The sequence below is a fragment of the Sorangium sp. So ce385 genome (genome assembly GCF_051474135.1).
GTDB lineage: Bacteria > Myxococcota_A > Polyangia > Polyangiales > Polyangiaceae > Sorangium > Sorangium cellulosum_D.
The window spans coordinates 1,633,000-1,650,919 of record NZ_CP150337.1 but is presented as its reverse complement, the minus strand read 5'-3'; the positions used below and the strand labels follow the sequence as shown (position 1 = coordinate 1,650,919).

Genomic DNA, 17,920 nt, shown 5'->3' with positions numbered 1-17,920 from the left:
ACCGACGTCGCGCGCGGCCCCGAGCAGGGCGCGCGCCCCTCCGCGCGGCGCGGGGGTCGCCTCCTTCATGCGCGCGTGTGGAGCACGCGAGCGCCGCCCAGCGCGATCAGGATCATCGACGTGCCGCCGGTCAGGAGGCTGATTCCGACGAGCAAGCCGAGCACCCTCGCGGCGGTGGTGACGCCGCCCGTGACGATCAGCATCCCGAGCCCCAGCGCCAGGATGCCGTCGAACACGAGCCATCCCGAGCCCCGCAGCCCGCGGTGCTGATAGGCGCGGATGAGCTTGAGCGCGCCCTCGGCGGCGAAGTACGCCGAGGCGAGCACCATCAGCGCGAGCTTGCCGGTCATCGGGAAGACCACGAGGAGGAGCCCGAACGCCACCTGCACCAGGGCGCTCACGAGCTCCCAGGCGGCGCCGGCCCAGCCGCGGCTCTGGATGGCGTGACAGCCCTCGGCCACGCCGGCGAGCACGATCAACCAGCCGAGCGCGATGGCGGCGACCCGAGAGGCGACGAAGGGCAGGAGGAACGCGAGCACCCCGAGCACCATCGAGACCGCGCCCATCGCGAGGAACCAGCCGCGGTTCTCCCGCACGGTGTCGAGGTCGACCGGCGAAAAGCGTAGCGGCTTCGGGGACTCTCCGAGCGGACCGGCCATGGGCACCCCTCTGGTTCGTGGAGCACGCGTGTCCCGTTGATCACCCGCCCGCGCGGACGAGGTGGCCGGGAACACGGCCGCTTCGAGCATCGTCCGTGCCAGCGCGCCGGCGGGAACATTGTGCCTGGCGCTCGAGGGAGGCGTCACGGCCGAGGGCGGCCAGGAGCGCACCGCCTGATCCGCGGGCGATTGCCTTCACGGCCCCGGCGTTCGGCGTGGCCGCCTGCCGGACCTGGCGTCGCCGGAGCGAGCCCTGCTTCGCGCGTGTTCGCTCCTGCGCGTCGACTTGCGCGACGGGCGGTCCTGCGCCGAGTCTCCCAGCGTCGCGCTGGCCTCGGGCTCAGCGTTGCGCTGGCCTCGGGCTCGGCCTGGCCATCGTGCAGGCGGATCGATCGGTTTTGCTGGCGGGATGATTTCGCGGGGGCGAGCCGTCGCGCCTACCGGCGCCGACGCCGAAGGACGAGCGCAGAAGCGCCCAGCCAGAGCGCGGCGGCGAGCCCGCCGTTCCCCGTGCTCGCGCCCGTCCGGCAAGAGCACGAGCCGTCTGAGTCGCCGCCGTCCGCGTCGTTCCCACCGGACGATCCGGCGCTGGCGCCGCTGTCCGCGCCAGCGGTGCCGGTCGTTCCGGTGACCGAGCCGCCGCTGCCCGAGGTCGTGCCCCCGGCCTCGGCGCTGCCGCCCGTGCCCCCGGCTTCGGCGCTGCCACCGCTGCCGCCCGTTCCCTGGCCCGAGCCGCCGTCACCGCCTCCGCCGCCTCCGCCGCCCTCGCCACCCGGCATGGTGGGACCGGTAAACCGCCACCAGTTGAACTTGAAGAGGTCGCCGTTGCCACCGACGAACTTCAGGAACAGGTCGTGTTTCCCGCTGCCCCCGCTGACCGTACAGGTCTTGGTGGTCCAGGACGACGCGCCCGAGACGTCACACGTCCCGAGCAGCGTGCCGTTCTGACTGTCGAGGTGGAGCTCGATCTTCGCGTCGCCGGCTGCGGACGATACGCGAGCTTCGAAGGAGGTCACGCCGTCCAGGAAATCGACGTCCTTCACCTTGATGTAGTCGCCATTGCTGATGGACGTGACGTTCATGCCGCCGCCGGTGTCGGTGCACACCTCGGTCTTGAGCCCGGACGAGAAGGCGATGGTCTCGGCCTCGACTTGCTTGAACGGGTCCAGCGTGGCGACGGCGGACGGTCCGTTCATGGACATCGTGAGCTTCGGAATGCTGCCGTCGGCGCCGTACGTGAACTCCTCCACGCAGACCGAGCGCTTATAGTTATTGCCGCCCGGCAATGCGCTGTTGTGGTAGAAGAAGTACGAGTGCCCCTTGTAGTCGACGATGCCGGCGTGATTGGTGAAGGTTCGGCCAGCGTCCATGATGTCGCCGCGGATGGTCCAGGGCCCGGTCGGGCTGTTGCTGGTCGCGTAGCTGATCTTCTCGCTCCCGGCGATGGCGGCGTAGACGAGGTAGTACAGCGACCCTCGCTTGTAGAACCACGGCCCCTCGGTGAAGCCGTTCAGCGGCACGTTGGTGATGCTCCCCGAGGTGCTGATCATGTCCGAGTTCAGCTTCACGTACCGGAGGGTGCCGTTCCCCCAGTACATGTAGGCCTGTCCATCGTCGTCGACGAACACCGTCGGGTCGATGTTGCCGGATCCGGTCGCGGCCAGCTCCCTTCCCAGCGGGTCCATGAACGGGCCTGCCACGTTGTCCGATACACCCACACCGATCCTCGCGCCGGTGTTGTTGTTCAGCGGCACGTAGAGATAGTACTTGCCGTTCCTGGCGATCCCCTGCGGCGCCCACGCATCGCCGGTTCCCCAGCTGAAGGTCCTGTAGCTCGCGGGCGTGCCGTGGTCCGTCCAGTTGACCATGTCCGTGGTGGAGTACAACCTCCAGTCGTTCATGGTATAGAAGTCTTTGACCGTCACGTCCTCGTCGTGGGACGTGTAGAGGTACAACCGGCCTTCGTGCACCATGGGAGCGGGGTCGGCCGTGTAGGAGGTCTGCACGATCGGGTTGTCCGCCCGAGCGGGGGACGGTATCGCGGCGGCGACGACGGCCAGCGCCATCGCCGACAGGGTCATTCTTCTTGCTCGGTACCACGTTGTGTTCAGGCGCACGTTGAACCCTCTCGCGAGCGGAATTGCTGGCGCCCCGCACCCCGGGTGCTGACTCGACGGAGGCGCCGTCAGATGAGCGGATAGCCCGCGCAGAGGCGCGCAGGACGACCCACCCAGGGCAAAGCACACGTATACCCCTTTCGAAATGTGAACGATCACATTTCTTGTGTCAATCCCAATCGACCGGCCCGACCGGAATCTCGAGCGCGAAGGGAGGACAACGCCGGCGGGCGCCTCCGGAACGTCGCGTCACGGGGGGAGCGGGCGCCGGACCGCGGTGATCGCCGGCCCGATGCGCTCGATGACGACCTGCGTCGGGACGGCTGGCGCTCGATGCCGCAGGCGGCCGGCGCCCTGGGTATCACCTCTTGTGCGCGGCGACTCGCGCGCGCGCTCCGGCCAAGAGCTCGCCCCGTCACCGGCAATTTGGACGGGTTTCATAGATGTTAACGATAACATGAAGCGCTGTGAGGGGGTGGTCGAGCTTGCCCTTCGCGAGGGGGCTCGCCCTCGTTCCGGCGGCTCTCTCCGTGGGCCGGAGGGACGATCAGGCGCAGATCACGGGCAGAAGGTGACCTCGAAGCTCGTCTCCGACGAGCAGGCGTGGAGCCCGGCGGCGTCGTCGTAAGCATAGCTGTAGGCGGTGGGACACATCTGGTGCATCCGGATCACGTAGTCCGTGTGCTCCACGCTCCGCGGGTCCGCGGTGTTCCGGCACGCGTCGGACGTCATGCACCCTCGCTCGGCGGTGCACTGGCCCGTGGCCGGATCGATGGGCGTCGGACAGCAGAGGTGGAGCCCGGGGTCGGCGCTCTCCGGCTGGCCCAGGCCCCAGGGCGCGGGGTAATTCCACTTCTTGCACGGCGCCATGCAGCCGACCACGACGCCGTTTCTGTCGCGCACCCGGAGGTCCTGGTGCGCCGCCGCGGGGAACTGGCCGTTGCCGAGGTCCTCGTCGCCGGGGCAGAGCGAGAGCGACAGGCCGGAGCAGTCCGAGGTGATGCAGCTGCCCTGCTCGGCGCCGGCGCCCTTGGGGACGACCTTGAAGGGCAGCGTGTAGCCGTCCACCTGGCTGAGGTTGTACCAGGTCTGGTCCGCGCTGCCCCTGGGCGCGAAGGTGGCCTCGAACTTGGACTCTATCGGCGGCTGACAGCCGCCCGCCGGACAGGGGGCGACGCTGTCGCCCGTGGTGCAGTTGCGGCCGCCGTCGTCACAGCCGGTCTTCGGCCAGAAGCGCGTCGCGCTGATGCCGCCGTCCGGCACGTCATAGGTGTACGCCGCGCCCCGGGTGAGCTTGACGTTCTGCGGGCCCTGCACGTTGGTCGAGTGGGCGACCCAGATCGGCGCCGAGCAGTTGTTGACGATCGTGAGGGTGCGGGCGCCGGAGCCGGTGGAGGAGCCGCCGCTCACCTTGTCGAGGGTCCAGCGCTGGTTGGTGGTGCCGCCGTAGGGGTACTGGAGGATATCCGTCCCGTCGGCGGCGTTGCCCCACGCGAGGTCGACGACCTGATCGGTGTGGCGCGCGTGGATGCTGAACTGGCTACCCCCGCGATGGACGAGCTTCCACTGCTGGTTTTCGCCGCCGACATAGGTCCACTGGTGGATGACCGCGTTCGGCGCGGTGCTCACGTCGCGCACGTCGAGGGCCTTGTTGCTGCCCACGTTGACGATCTTCCAGTAGCCGTCGGTCGTCGGGGAGATGTGGAATTTCTGCGCGTTCGTCCCGTTGCAGGTCCACTGCTGCATCCGCGTGCCGTCGGCGGTGCTGGCCCCGGGCACGTCGAGGCACTTGTTCGTGGCGACCGAGCGGATGACGTAGTCCCCCTCGGTGACGCTCGACACGAGCACCGCGTCCGCGTCCTCGGCGCTGACCTCGGTCTGCGCCGCCTCGTCATCGGCGACGAGACACCCGCCCAGCAGCACGATCCACCCCAGCGCCAGCGACAGACCACCCAACGCGATCTTGCGAGCCATGATGCCCTCCTCGTGGTTGCGATGCGCCCTGGATCCCGGCGCGACCGCTGGTCGAGGCGCCGGTGCACGCGGCGTTCCACGCGGGCAGCCCGGGCGCGCACGGCCAGGGCGCCGGGGCTCCACCCGGCTTCGCCGAGATCCAGCGGGATCCGGGGGGCGATCCGCGGGATCGCCCCCCGCCACGGCGAGGCGATCCGCGCGATCACCCTCCGGCCTCGAGGGGCGATCCCGCGGAGCGCTCCCGCGCCGCGCAGCCAACCGGCGTTGGGCGCATTACCGTCCCGCGTGGAAGCCATTTACCCACGTGGTGTGCGGGTGTTATCCAACGATGATGGGCAGTGACGACGATCGCGGTCGCGGGCTGCTCATCCCGCAGAAGCTCTATGGGCGAGACGCGGAGATCGCGGCGCTCCTCGCGGCGTGGGAGCGGGCGAGCCGGGGCGCCGCCGAGCTCGCGCTGATCTCCGGTCACGCCGGCATCGGCAAATCGGCGGTGGTGAGCGAGCTGCACCGGGTGGTCTCCGCGCGGGGCGCGCGCTTCATCTCGGGCAAGCTCGACCAGTTCAACCGGAGCGTGCCTTACGCCTCGCTGGCGCAGGCGTTCCGCGACCTCGTCCGGCACCTGCTCACCGAGCGCGGCGAGGCGCTCTCGCGCCTGCGGCGCAAGCTCGCGACCGCCCTCGGCCAGAGCGGGCAGGTCCTCGTCGACCTGATGCCGGAGCTGGAGCTCTTCATCGGCCCGCAGCCGCCCGTGCCCGAGCTCGGGGCGGCCGAGTCCCAGAACCGGCTCAACCTCGTATTTCAGAGCTTCCTGCGCGTCTTCGCCACGGCGGATCACCCGCTGGTCCTCTTCCTCGACGATCTGCAGTGGGCGGATCTCGCCGCGCTCCGGCTCCTCACGCTGCTCCTGTCGGATCCGGAGCGCGGCCACCTGCTCGTGATCGGCGCCTACCGCGACAACGAGGTCGACGCGGGACACCCGCTCTCCGCGGCGCGGGCGGAGCTCCGGAAGGCGGGGGCGAGCATGGTCGAGATCACCCTCCATCCGCTGCGCCCGGCGGACGTCCATCAGCTCCTCGCCGACGCGCTCGGCTGCGGCCCGGAGCGGTCGGCCGCCCTGGCGACGCTCGTCCTCGACAAGACCCAGGGAAACCCCTTCTTCATCAATCAGTTCCTCGTCTCGCTGTACAAGGACCACCTGATCGCCTTCGATCCGCAGTCCGGCGCGTACTCCTGGGATCTCGATCGCATCCGGAGGGCGGGGATCACGGACAACGTGGTCGATTTCATGGCGAAGAAGCTCCGGCGTCTCTCGCCGAGCACGCAGCGGGTCCTCACGCTCGCCGCGTGCATCGGCCACAAGTTCGACCTGGGGACGCTCGCGCTGGTCGACGAGCGGTCGCCCGAGGCCACCGCCGCCGATCTCCGGGAGGCGCTCCGGGAGGGCGTCGTCCTGCCCGCGGACGCCGAGCACCGGTACGTCCGCGCCGCGCCCGACCACGGCGGCGAGGGCGGGCTGCCGGCCGGGGACATCGACGTCTCTTACCGGTTCTTGCACGATCGCGTGCAGCAGGCGGCCTACTCGCTCGTCGACGAGGACCGCAAGCAGGACCTGCACCTCCGGATCGGGCGCCTCATGCTCGCGCGGCGGGAGCTCGGCGAGCGGGACGAGCACCTGTTCGACACGGTGAACCACCTGAACCTCGGCGCCTCGCGGATCGCCTCGCCGGACGAGCGGACCATCCTCGCGCGCCTGAACCTCGCCGCCGGCATGAAGGCGAAGGCCTCGGCGGCCTACGACGTGGCCGCCGGCTACTTCGGCGCCGGCGTGTCGCTCGTCGACGAGGAGGGGTGGGAGCAGGACTACGAGCTCGCGTTCGCGCTCCACCTCGAGGGCGCCGACTGCGAGTTCCTGAGCGGCCGCTCGGCGGAGGCCGAACCGCTGTTCAACGTCTCCCTGACCCGCGCCAGGACCGACCTCGATCGCGCGCACGTCTACGCCCGGCGCATCTTGCTCTTCAACACGGTCGCGAGGTTCGACGAGTCCGTGCGCTGCGCGCGCACGGCGCTCGCCCTGCTCGGGATCGAGCTGCCCGAGCGCGAGGACCGGATCCGGGCGGCCCTCGCGGCGGAGCTCGCCGAGGTGCCGCGCAACCTGGCGAGCCGCCAGATCACCGACCTGTTCGACGCCCCGGAGCTCAAGAGCCCCGAGCACAAGGCCGCGCTGACGATCCTCACGAACGTGAGCGCCGCCATCCTCGGCGCGGAACCGTCCCTCCACGCCCTCGTGTGCGTCAAGCACGCCAACATCTCGCTCAAGCACGGCCACGCGGAGGTCTCCGCCTGGGGATATCTGATCTACGCGATCGTCCTGATCGAGCAGGGCCGGTACGCGGAAGCCTACGAGTTCGGCAGGCTCGCGATGGATCTCGACGAGAAGATGGGCTGCGCCGTGGTGTCGTCCAAGGTGAAGTCGAGCTTCGCGGTGTTCATCTCGCCCTATCGGGAGCCGCTCCGGCGGTCGTTCGCGTACCTGGCGCAGGCGCACCGGGACGGGCGCGAAACGGGGGACTTCCAGTTCGCCAGCTACTCCCTCCTCCACGGGGTCACGAGCCGGCTGAGCCACGGCGTCGCGCTCGGCGCGGTGTCCGAGGAGATCGAGCGGTCCCTCCCGTTCTTGCAGCGGACGAGCGACGTGATGTCGAGCCTCATCGTGACCTCGTCGAAGCAGATGATCGCGAACCTGCGAGGCTGCACGCTGGGTCACCATACCCTGAGCGACGGCGTCTTCGACGAGGACGAGTTCAGCGCGACGCTGGGCGCGCCGAACCACGAGTTCATGGCGGCGTTCTATCATATCCAGAGAGCGCAGCTCGCGTACCTCTACGGCGACCACGAGCGCGCCCGCGCGCTCATCGCCCTGGCGGAGCCGCTGCGCCCGTACCTGGCGAACATGTGGATATCGACCGAGGTCCCGTTCTACGCGAGCCTCATCCTGCTGGCGCTCTACCCGCCGGAGGCGCCGGGCGCCGAGCAGGCGCGGTGCGCGCGCGAGATCGCGCGCCACGCGGCCGACGTCGCGGGGTGGGCGGAGAGCTGCCCGGAGAACTTCCGCCACAAGCATCTCCTGATCTCCGCCGAGCGCGCGCGCGTCTCGGGGGACGACGCGGCGGCGACGGATCTCTACGAGGAGGCGATCAAGGCCGCTCAGGAGAGCGAGTTCCTGCACCACGAGGCGCTCTCGAACGAGCTCGCCGCGAGGTTCCACCTGGCGAAGGGCCGGATGAAGATCGCGCGCATGTACATGGCCGACGCCGTCCATGGCTACGCGCGGTGGGGCGCGGAGGCCAAGGTCGCGCAGCTCCACGAGACGTACGCGGAGCTCACGCCGCGGGGGCCCGCGGCGGAGACGGCGAGGCCTCCGCGCCGGACGATGAACCCCGAGCCCGGCGCCACCTCGATCGAGGACAACCGGCTGTACGGCGCGCTGGAGGAGAAGGTCCGGGAGCGCACGGCCGCGCTGGAGGAGGCGCAGGCGAAGGTGATCCGGCTGGAGCGCGAGGTCACCGAAAAGCGCATGGCCGGCGGCTTCGCGCGCGAGATCGAGGACGCGCTGGCGGGCGCGAAGCTGGCGCTCGCGAGGGCGCTCGGACAGGACGAGTCGAGCTCGCGGCCGTGCCTCACCTTCGACTCCGGGGTGGAGCTCGGAAAGCTGCACGAGGAGCTCAGCCTGCGCTTCTCCGACGAGGAGATGGTGCGGATGAGCGGGCGGCTCCAGCACATCTTCGAGAACCAGGAGGAGCTCGACGCCGCGCTGAGGCTCGTGTTCAAGGCGACGGACCACGCGCTCGCCCTCGCCAGGGAGATCATCCGCCTCTCCAGCGTCGAGGACGGCGGGCGCGAGGGGGTCGATCGTCCTGAGCGGACGAGCGGGCGCGGTCAGGTCGATCGGGGGAGCGGGTCCTCGTAGCAGGCACGCTACCCTCGGCGCATGGCCAAGAAGCGAGACCTCGTCGTCAACGACCTGGCGCGTTACGAGAAATCGTCGGAGCGCCTCGTGCTCGAGGACTACTCGAGCTGCGAGGTCCCGGCGGGGTGCGGCGGCGGGATCCTTCGCTGGATCGATCCGCAGGAGGCGCTGCCGCTGACGCTGCGCCTCTGGACGGCGGGCAGCGCGGAGGTCTTCTTCGACGGCGCGCCCGTGCGATCGAGCCGGATCCAGGCCCGCCCGGGCGCGCACGTCCTCGCGGTCGCCCTCCGATCCGCGGACGACCCGCCCGCCCGGCTCGCGCTCTCCCTGAGCTACACCGACGACCCCGAGCGCCACGCCGCGTTCGAGCCCCGGCGCGACAGGTCGATCGGGCGCACGCTCGACGTCCGGTCGGGCGCCGGCGCGGCGATCGTCGGGACGACCCGCGACCCCGGCGGCGACGCGTGGAAGCTGCCCGGCTTCGACGAGCGCGGCTGGCGCGCGCTCGCGCCCGCGCAGGGCAGCGCCGGCTGGCACTTCGACGACCTCATGCGCCGTGGAGCGCGCGCCGTCGGGCTGCCGGACGCGCAAGGCGACCTCTGGGTCCGGTGCTCGTTCGACGTCGACCTCGGGGGCGCGCCGTGACCGCGCGCCGCCCGCTCGCCCTCGTCCCGCAGCACTTCGGGTCGACCGTCTTCGATCGCCGCACGTCGCGTTACCTGCCGTTCGATCACGAGACCACGGACATCCTGCTCCGCGCCCGCGCGACCCCGATCGGGGCGATCGTCGACGCCGCGCCGCCCGAGCGCCGCGGCGCGCTCGCCGCGTTCGCCTCCGCCTTCTACGAGCGGGCCTTCTTCACGCACGACCTCCTCTTCGACGGCGTGGCGCTCGACGTGACGCCGCCCGAAGGCCACCTCACCGGGCCGCTGGCCGTGCACCTCGAGGTCGTCGCCGCGTGCAACCTCACCTGCGCGCACTGCTTCGCGGGCGAGCTCCCGCGCCGGGAGCCGCCGCTCACCCTCGCCGAGCTGGACGCGCTGTTCGCCTCGCTCGCGCGCCTCGGCTCGTTCCGGCTGGGCCTCACCGGCGGCGAGCCGCTGCTCCGCAAGGATCTGTTCGACATCCTCGATCTCGCGACCTCGCACGGCCTGCACCCGTGCCTCACCACGAACGCGCTCCTCCTCACCGAGGAGACCGCGAAGAAGCTCGGCGAGCGCTCGCTCGTGTGGCTCAACGTCAGCCTCGACGGCGCCACGGCCGCGACGAACGACGCCGTCCGCGGCGAGGGCACGTTCGCGCGCGTGCTGGAGAAGGTCGCCATGCTCCGCGAGCACGCGCGCTTCTCGCTCGCGTTCACGATCATGCGCCACAACGCGTCCGAGGCGGCGGCGTTCGCCGAGCTGGCCGCGGCCGCCGGGGCGCACACCGCCGTGTTCCGGCCGCTCTACCCGGTGGGCGCCGCCGGGTCGCGCGCCGAGCTGTGGCCCTCGTTCGACGACTACGAGGCCGCGCTGGGCGCCCTCTGGACGCTCGGCGCGACCGGCGACGGCCGCGCCACGGCCGCGCGCGCGATCGACCCCTTCTCGCCGAGGAGCCGCGACGAGACGCGGGCCGTCGTGCACGACAACTGGGGCTGCGGCGCGGGCAACACCGTGTGCTCGATCTCGGTCGGCGGCGACGTGAACCCGTGCAGCTTCCTCGGCCCCGGCTTCGTCGCCGAGAACCTCCGCCGCGCCCCCTTCGAGCAGATCTGGCGCGAGAGCGAGCGCTTCCGCGCGATCCGCGGCCTCCCCGGCGACGGCGCCGGCACCGCCTCCTTCGGCGGCGGGTGCCGCGCGCGCTCGCTCGTCATGGCCGGCGACGTGAACGCCCCCGATCCGTGGCTCGCGCGGCACGAGGCGGCGCCGCAGCGCCACAACCCGCTCACCGTGCTGCGCGCGCAGCGGAGGCTCGCGTGAGCGCCGCCGACCCGACGTGGCTCCTGTCCGCGGACCGCGAGCTCCCCTCGGCCGCGGAGCTCCTCGGCCTCGCCGCGCGCCTCGCCGGGGAGGGGCGCCTCGAGCTGGCCGCCACCGCCTGCGACGCCGCGTTCGGCCTCGCGCCCGGGGACCCGGCGCTCGCCGACGCGCGCGCCCGCCTGCTCGATCGGCTCCGGATCGAGGAGCACGGCCTCGTGTTCCGCTACGTGCCCGCGGGCCCGTTCCTCATGGGCGCGGACGACGGCGATCCCGACGAGCGGCCCGTGCACCCGGTGGAGCTCGGCGCGTTCTGGATCACCGACGTGCCGATCACCTGGGCCGCGTACCACGCGCTCATCGGCTGGCCGCCTCCGCCGGACGGCGGGCCTCCTTCGAAGCCGACGAGGGAGGGCGAGATCGACGTGGACGCGTTCCGGGTCTACAACGACGGCAAGATCCGCCGGCAGTACTGCGAGAGCGAGACGGTCCGCGCGCGCGACTGGCATGCCCATGCGCCGGACGCCGAGTGGCGGTCGGGCGGCCGTGTCACGACGGCGCGCGAGCTGTTCGGGGAGATCGCGCGCGGCGACCCGGCGCGCCCGTGGAGCTACGATCAAAAGCCCATGGTCGCGGTCCAGTGGGATGAGGCGGCGGCGCTCGGCAAAGCGCTCTCCGAGCGACAGGAGCAGTTCACCTACCGCTTACCGACAGAGGCCGAGTGGGAGAAGGCCGCGCGCGGCGGCCTCGTCGGCTGCCCGTATCCCTGGGGCGACGCGCCGCCGTCCCCGGCGCTCTGCGATTTCGATCGGTTCGAGGAGTTCTCGCTCCGGCCGCCGCGCAGCTTCCCGCCCAACGGATATGGCCTGTTCGGCATGAGCGGCGGCGTCCGCGAGTGGACGGGCGACGGCTACGACGCGCTCTATTATGCCGAGGGCCCGCGCGCCGCCCCGGTCGGGCCGGCCGCCGCGAAGCAGCGCGTCCTGCGCGGGGGTTCCTGGGCCGACTGCGCGTGGGCGGTGCGCGTCTCGTTCCGGATGGGCAGTCCCCCGGATCTGCGCGGGGATCCCACGATCGGCTTCCGGCTGTGCCGCGTCGCGCGCCCCGGGTGAGCGCCGCTTCGTGGACTGCTGCCCCCTTTCTGCATGGATGAAGCTGTTGAATCAGCGCGTATGGGAGCCAACCGCCTAGAGCGACAAACGGGTTGAAACGGCTCGAAACCGCGCATCGTCGATGAGGGCACCGCGCGGTAGTGGTCAACTTTGCCCAGGGAGAGTCCACATGAAGGCGGGAAGGCGGGAAGATTTTCGATGTTTTCTTCCCGCCTTCCCGCCTTCATGTTCAATTTTGACCATCACCCACCGCGCGCCGCGAGTCCCAGTGCTCGACGACTCGCCGCCCTCGACGCGGAACATGTCGTAGAAGCCGTGGGCGGCGCGACCGGCGCGTCAGGGCTCGCCGGCGAGCTTCCTCACCGCGGCGAGCAGGAGGTCCGGCTTGAACGGCTTGATGATCCAGCCCTTGGCGCCGGCCTTGCGGGCCTTGTCGATGAGCTCGGGCTGCCCCTCGGTCGTGAGCATGAGGATCGGCACGCCGGACGCGAGGCCCTTGTCCCGCAGGCTCTCCAGCATCTCGATGCCGTTCATCACGGGCATGTTCACGTCGGCGATGATCATCGCCAGATCGGCCTTGTGGGCGCTCACCGTCGCGACCGCGTCCCGACCGTTGTCCGCCTCCAGGATGCTGTAGCCCGCGCCCGACAGGAGAATGCCGACCTGCTGGCGGACCGTGTTCGAATCCTCGACGAGAAGAATTTTTTTGGCCATCTGTCGTATCTCCTTCGGCGCGCGCGGTCCGCGGCTCAGAACAGCAGCACCTCGCCCTCGCGTTGCGGATCGGGCATGTCGACCTCCTCGAGCTCGAGCGCCGTGTCGGGGGCCATCGCGTCGAACAGCACGGCGAGCCGGTCGGTCCCGGCGTCGAAGAGGAGCCGCCGGAAGCCCTCGCTCTGCTCCTCCCGGGCGCGCAGGTGCTCGCCGATCGCGGCGCTCGGCGTCGAGAGCACGATGATGAGCCCGAGGTGGCGCAGCCGGTTCTTCACCCGCCCGAGGAGCTGATTCGCGAGCTCGCTCGCCCAGTCGCACACCATGTCCTCGTCGAGCTGGCGCCGCTCTCGCAGCGGGTGGCAGCGGGTGATGAGCGCCACGGGAGCGACGATCGTCAAGCTCCCGCGGAGGTGATCGCCCGTGAAGCCGATGAACGAGACGACCGCGTTGCCCGGCGTCGCCTCGGAGTCCTGGTGCTCCAGGAGCCGGAGCTCGACGCCGTTGTCGCGAAACAGGTGGACGCACGACGCCGCAAGCTCGTCATAGATGCGGTGCCAGCTCTCCGAGTTCATTGCGCTCTCCTCGATCTGTCGCTGTTCATGGTCGATGCGCTCATCGCGACACCCGGTCCGGGTGGCTCGCGCTCGGCGAAGGGGCCCGGGCTCGATCCGCGCGGCGGGCCGGCGAGGGGCGCGCCGCGACGGCTCGACGGCGGCAGCGGCGCGCCGGCCGCCTCCCCGAGCTCCCGGGGGAACCGGAAGCGGAAGGTCGTCCCCTGGCCGCGCTCCGTCTCGATCTCCACCCGGCCGCCGAGCCGGCGGCACTCGTGGAGCGCGACGCCGAGGCCGACGCCGCGGCCGGACACGTCCGTGACCTGCTCGGCGGTGGTGAAGCCGGGGGAGAACAGCGCGGCCTCGAGATCCCGCCGCGTGGCGTTCGGCAGCCCGACCGCCCCGGCCTTCTCGCGCACGCGCTCCCAGTCGATGCCCGCGCCGTCGTCGCCCACCTCGATGAGGACCTCGTCCGCCGTCGCGCGCGAGCGGAGCGTGAGCGCGCCGCGCGGCGGCTTGCCGGCCGCCTCGCGCGCCTCCGGCCGCTCGATCCCGTGGTCCATCACGTTGCGCACGACGTGCCCGAGCGCCTGCCACATCGCCGCGAAGCGAGACGCGGGGAGCCGGACGCCGCCCGCGTCGATGCGCACGTCGGGCTTCGGCTTGCCGAGCTTCCGCGCGAGCGTCTCGGCCTGATCCTTCATCCGGTTGAACCGCACGTCCGTCCGCTCGTCGCGGAGGGCCGCGACGGCCCGCTCGAGATCGGCGTGGTCGCGGCGCTCCTGCACCATCGCGAGCAGGGCCTCGATCTCCTCGTCGTCGACGTCGACGCGCGAGGCGTGCGCCGCCCCGGCGAGCAGGCCCCCGACCCGCGCGACGAACGCGGACCACGCGTCCTTCAGCGCGTCGATCTGCTCGTCGGGCGGCAGCGAGCGCTCCTCGACGACGAAGCTCTCGATCTCGTGCGCCACCTTCGCCACGCTCGTCACGTCCCAGAGCCCGGCGTTCCCCTTGATCGTGTGCACGAGGCGCATCACGTGGTCCACGTCGGTGATGCTCCGCGCGCTCACCGCGTCGACGAGCTTGCTCGTGTCGCTCACGAACCCGACGAGCCCGAGCCGGTCCTTCACGGCGCGCTCGAACACCTGGATGTACTCGCGCTGCCGCTCGGACTCCCGCAAGGAGTCCATCGCGGCCGTGACGTCCGTAACCACCATCAGCGCGCCGCTGAACTGGCCCTCGTGGGACAGAATTGGCTTGAAGCCGAGCGTGAGGTGGCGGCCCTCTCGGTGCAGGACCTTGGGCACCTGATCGAGGACGACCTCGAGCGGGAGGAAGTCGTCGCACGCGGCCTCCCACCCCATCGTGAGCAGCGCGCGGGCCCTGGGGTCGTGGCCGGCGATGCGATCGGCGAAGTGCTCGTCGTGCGCCGGCACGCCGAAGAGGCGCTCGAAGGCGGCGGAGCGCGCGGGCTCCATCGTGCCGTCGCGGTGGATCGTCACGAGGGCCTGATCGACGTTGTCGAGCACGAGGCGCATCTCCCGGTTGCGCTCCTCGAGCTCGCACGTCCGCCGGGCGACGGTGGCCTCGAGGTTCTGCCGGTGGCTCTCCAGGGCCTCGTCGCGCGCCTGGATGCCCGCCAGCATCTCGTTGAAGGCGTCGGTGAGCGCCCCGAACTCGTCGTCGGCGGTCTTGTGGGCGCGCGTCGTGTAGTCGCGCGTCCGCCGGACGTGGGCCGCGGCCTCGCCGAGGACCTCGAGCGACCGGGACAGCCCCCGCACGAGCACGAGCGCGAGCGCGCCCGACACGAGCAGCACGGCCCCGGAGACCGCGATGCCGTTGAGCACCGTCCTCCGCGTGTCCGCGACCTTGGCCGAGGCGGCGCTCCGCATGCCGGCGATCGCCTCGTGCTCGATCGCGGCGAGCCGGTCGAGGCGCCCTTGCTGCGCGTCGAACCACGCGTCGTGGTCGATGGCCAGCTCCTCGTCCGTCGACGCGATCGCCGCGGCGCGCAGCTCGTCGGCGCGCCGCACGCGCGGGTCGTCGCGGGCGGCGTCGTAGAGCGCCCGCGCCGGCTCCGACGCGTTGGCCAGGAACACCTCGCGATAGAGCTGCTCCTCCGTCATCAGCGTCACGAGCGTCTTGAAGGCGCCCGGCTCGAACTGCGTCGACGCGAACGCGTGGGCGAGCAGCGCGTGCTGGCGGCTGGCGCGCTCGGCGAGCTCGTGCACGGCGACGATCGACTGGATCCTCCGCAGGAGCTCGCCCTCGTCGCTCAGCTCGGAGAGCCCGGCGTTGGCCCGGATCAGGCTCGCGTTGATGCCGCCGAAGACCTTCAGCGCGCCGTCGAGCGGCGCCGCCTTCGCGTCGGCCTGGCGCCGGAACGCGCCGAGCTCGCCGACGCGGGCGCGCGCGTCGGCGAGGTCGCGCGCGAGCCGGGGCGGCAGGCGGGAGAGATCGCGCTCGGCCAGGAACGCGTCGAGGTGGGCGAGGCTCTCGTCGGTCGCCGCTCGGGCGGTCTCGAGCTGGGCGCTCGCGCGCGCGAGCGCCACGGCGCGCTGGAACGGCCGCGCGGCGCCCCGCGCGGCCTCGGCGTCCCGCGCGTCCGGAGGCCGGATCTCGAGCCCCTCGACCAGCGCGGTCCACGCCCGCTCCTTCTGGAGCGCGTGCAGCGGCTGCGCCATGATCGACGAGAGCTGCGCGAGGTCCTCAATCGAGCCGATCGCCGCAGCCCTCGCGGCCTGCTGCCGCGCGTCCCACACGATCATCGCCGCGAGCAGCAGGGCGCCGACGACGGGTACGCCGGCGAGCGACCACAGCTTCAGACGAATCGACGCCTTACGCAAGGTAGGCATGCCCCCGTTTCCTCGACGCGGCCTCTGCGGCGCGACGACGGCTCACCCTCTCTACAGCGAGACGCCCCGCGAGCACGCATGAAATCGCGCGCCGTGTCCTCACTTGGGCCCCGGGAGGATTGAAGCTGACAAGCGACCGGCGAGGCGCGCGGACGCGGCCGTCATCGGCGCGCCTTCGCGCACCATGTGCGTCTTCCTGATTCAGGCTCTTTCTTGTTGCAACGTTTCACTGGCCGTGTTCTGCGGGCCCGGCGGATCGCGTTGTTTCCCCGCGGCATCGACGCTGTGTATGCTACGCGTGAAGGTCGCGAGTCCGCAAGAGCGCGCGCGGCGCCGCGCCTGTAACGCAATGGAAGCTCTTCGAACAGGGAGAGAGCAATGAGCATGGGTCGGAGTTCACAGCGGCGAGCGCGAGCAGAGCGCCTCGCGCGCGCTTCGAGCGCTGCGATCGCGGGGGTGCTCGTCACAGCATCTCTCGCGCACGCGCAGAGCCCTGCCGCCGGCGTCGCTCCGCGGCCCGCTGCGCCTGCGCCCGCCGCTGCGCCTGCGCCCGCCGCTGCGCCTGCGCCCGCCGCGCCCGCCGCCGCGCCTGCGCCCGCCGCGCCTGCGACCGACGCTACGGCCGCGCCCGCCGCTGCGCCTGAGACCGGCGCGGCCGCCGCTGCGCCTGCGGCCGCCGCTGCGCCCGCCGCGGCCGGAGAGGCTTCCATCCTCGCGCGGCTCGAGGCGGCGGAGAAGCGCTCGGCGGACCTCGAGAAGCGCCTCGCGGCGATCGAGGACGCGCAGGTCGCGCCGGCGCAGGATGAGGGCAGAGAGCTACTCCAGCTCTACGGGTTCATCGACGTCGGCGTCCAGCGCACGTGGGCACCGGAGAACTCGGGCCTCGCGGCCGCCCTCCCGCAGGCCAACGCCCTGAACTTCGTCGTGGGGAATTTGAACCTCTACCTCGACGCGCAGCCGAGCGATCATTTTCGCTTTCTCGGGGAGCTGCGGTTCACGACCTCGCCCGGCGGCGCCCCTGTCCCGGTGACGACGCCGCTGCCGCCCGACGTGGCGTACCGGATGAGCACGCAGGAGTACGGGACCTTCGACTCGACGTCGATCGCGCTCGGCTCGCCGACCTTGTATGGCGGGCTGGTGTCGATCGAACGGGCCCACATCGACTGGACGCGCTTCAACCTCTTCAAGGTGCGCGTCGGGCAGTTCTTCACCCCGATCGGCATCTACAACGTCGACCATGGGAGCCCGGTGCTCATCACCGCTGCCATCCCGTATTTCATCACTTCGCGCCTGTTTCCCACGCGGCAGACCGGGGTCATGATCTACGGTAGCGCGTTCGCGGGCCCGTGGGAGCTCGGGTACAACGCGTACGTGAGCAACGGGCGCAACGAGAACGCGCCGTTCGCCTTCGACGATGACCGCGGGTTCGGCGGCCGCCTGCACGCCAGCTACGAGGACCCCGGCAAGCTGACGTTGAAGCTCGGAGCGTCGTTCATCGCGAGCCACGCCCGCGACTGGGTCGTCGATTACAAGCTCAACGCCCCCAGCCCGGACATCCATTCGACGTGGTCCTTCCAGGAGTATACCGGGGCCGGAGACGTCTCGCTCGACATCGGGAAGACGCGCGTGCGCGCGGAGGCGGCGGTCGTCCGCGTGGTGTACGACGAAGGGAAACGCCAGGGGGGATTCGGGTCTTACGCGCCGGACGCCTGGAAGACCTCGACGTACGCGGTGGCGGCGCACCGGCTGAATTTCCTGAACATGGAGCCGTTCGTCATCGGCGCCATGCTGCACGCGCCGTTCCTGGGGCACGACACGATGTTCCAGGTCGGCGGCGGCCTGAACTTCTATATCACGCCGGACGTCACGCTTCGGACCCAGGCGCTGCGCACGATCATGACCGTCCTGCGCGAGCAGGAGAGCACGGTGCCGGGGCTCCCGGCGCCGGAGGACTTCCACACCACGGCCGCGCTCGCTCGTCTGATTCTGGCCTTCTGAGAGAGGTTCAAC

11 protein-coding genes are annotated in these 17,920 nt (G+C 71.2%); 5 read left to right on the top strand and 6 right to left on the bottom strand.

From position 1 onward, the window contains the following. Positions 1-65 precede the first annotated feature (65 nt). The 3 genes from WME83_RS06130 to WME83_RS06120 all read right to left on the bottom strand — a co-directional run bounded on the left by WME83_RS06130 (position 66) and on the right by WME83_RS06120 (position 4,750). Complete coding sequence (locus tag WME83_RS06130; RefSeq protein WP_437318315.1) at positions 66-659, bottom strand: HdeD family acid-resistance protein; 594 nt, start codon at positions 657-659, stop codon at positions 66-68. Between the two features lie 437 nt (positions 660-1,096). Then, entirely contained in the window at positions 1,097-2,740 is a 1,644-nt protein-coding gene (locus WME83_RS06125) for a family 43 glycosylhydrolase (protein WP_437318314.1), read from the bottom strand. Positions 2,741-3,334: 594 nt separating this feature from the next. Next, the gene (locus WME83_RS06120; RefSeq protein WP_437318313.1) at positions 3,335-4,750 is read right to left on the bottom strand and encodes an RICIN domain-containing protein; all 1,416 of its coding nucleotides are present in this window, start codon (positions 4,748-4,750) and stop codon (positions 3,335-3,337) included. A gap of 328 nt (positions 4,751-5,078) precedes the next feature. Between WME83_RS06120 and WME83_RS06115 the strand changes: the two genes are divergently transcribed. The 4 genes from WME83_RS06115 to WME83_RS06100 are packed head-to-tail and all read left to right on the top strand — an operon-like array spanning position 5,079 to position 11,790. After that, positions 5,079-8,720: an AAA family ATPase gene (locus tag WME83_RS06115; RefSeq protein ID WP_437318312.1), complete on the top strand. Its 3,642-nt coding sequence runs from the start codon at positions 5,079-5,081 to the stop codon at positions 8,718-8,720. 21 nt (positions 8,721-8,741) lie between these two features. Continuing rightward, on the top strand, positions 8,742-9,365 hold the full coding sequence (locus tag WME83_RS06110) for a hypothetical protein (RefSeq protein ID WP_437318311.1): 624 nt from the start codon (positions 8,742-8,744) through the stop codon (positions 9,363-9,365). Beyond that, complete coding sequence (locus WME83_RS06105) at positions 9,362-10,681, top strand: radical SAM/SPASM domain-containing protein (RefSeq protein WP_437318310.1); 1,320 nt, start codon at positions 9,362-9,364, stop codon at positions 10,679-10,681. Before WME83_RS06110 ends, WME83_RS06105 begins: the two co-directional genes overlap by 4 nt. Beyond that, on the top strand, positions 10,678-11,790 hold the full coding sequence (locus WME83_RS06100; RefSeq protein ID WP_437318309.1) for a formylglycine-generating enzyme family protein: 1,113 nt from the start codon (positions 10,678-10,680) through the stop codon (positions 11,788-11,790). Before WME83_RS06105 ends, WME83_RS06100 begins: the two co-directional genes overlap by 4 nt. A 336-nt stretch (positions 11,791-12,126) precedes the next feature. Here WME83_RS06100 and WME83_RS06095 read toward each other — a convergent pair whose 3' ends face one another. From WME83_RS06095 to WME83_RS06085, 3 genes are read right to left on the bottom strand one after another with little or no spacing between them, the layout of a single operon-like run. Beyond that, a complete protein-coding gene (locus WME83_RS06095; protein WP_437318308.1) occupies positions 12,127-12,504 on the bottom strand; it encodes a response regulator in 378 nt (125 codons plus the stop codon). Between the two features lie 35 nt (positions 12,505-12,539). After that, entirely contained in the window at positions 12,540-13,076 is a 537-nt protein-coding gene (locus tag WME83_RS06090; RefSeq protein WP_129573335.1) for a chemotaxis protein CheX, read from the bottom strand. Continuing rightward, positions 13,073-15,910, bottom strand: a complete 2,838-nt coding sequence (locus WME83_RS06085) for a nitrate- and nitrite sensing domain-containing protein (protein ID WP_437318307.1) — start codon at positions 15,908-15,910, stop codon at positions 13,073-13,075. The genes WME83_RS06090 and WME83_RS06085 overlap by 4 nt, the downstream gene beginning before the upstream one ends. Positions 15,911-16,288: 378 nt before the next feature. Between WME83_RS06085 and WME83_RS06080 the strand changes: the two genes are divergently transcribed. Continuing rightward, on the top strand, positions 16,289-17,908 hold the full coding sequence (locus WME83_RS06080; protein ID WP_437318306.1) for a hypothetical protein: 1,620 nt from the start codon (positions 16,289-16,291) through the stop codon (positions 17,906-17,908). Positions 17,909-17,920 lie beyond the last annotated feature (12 nt).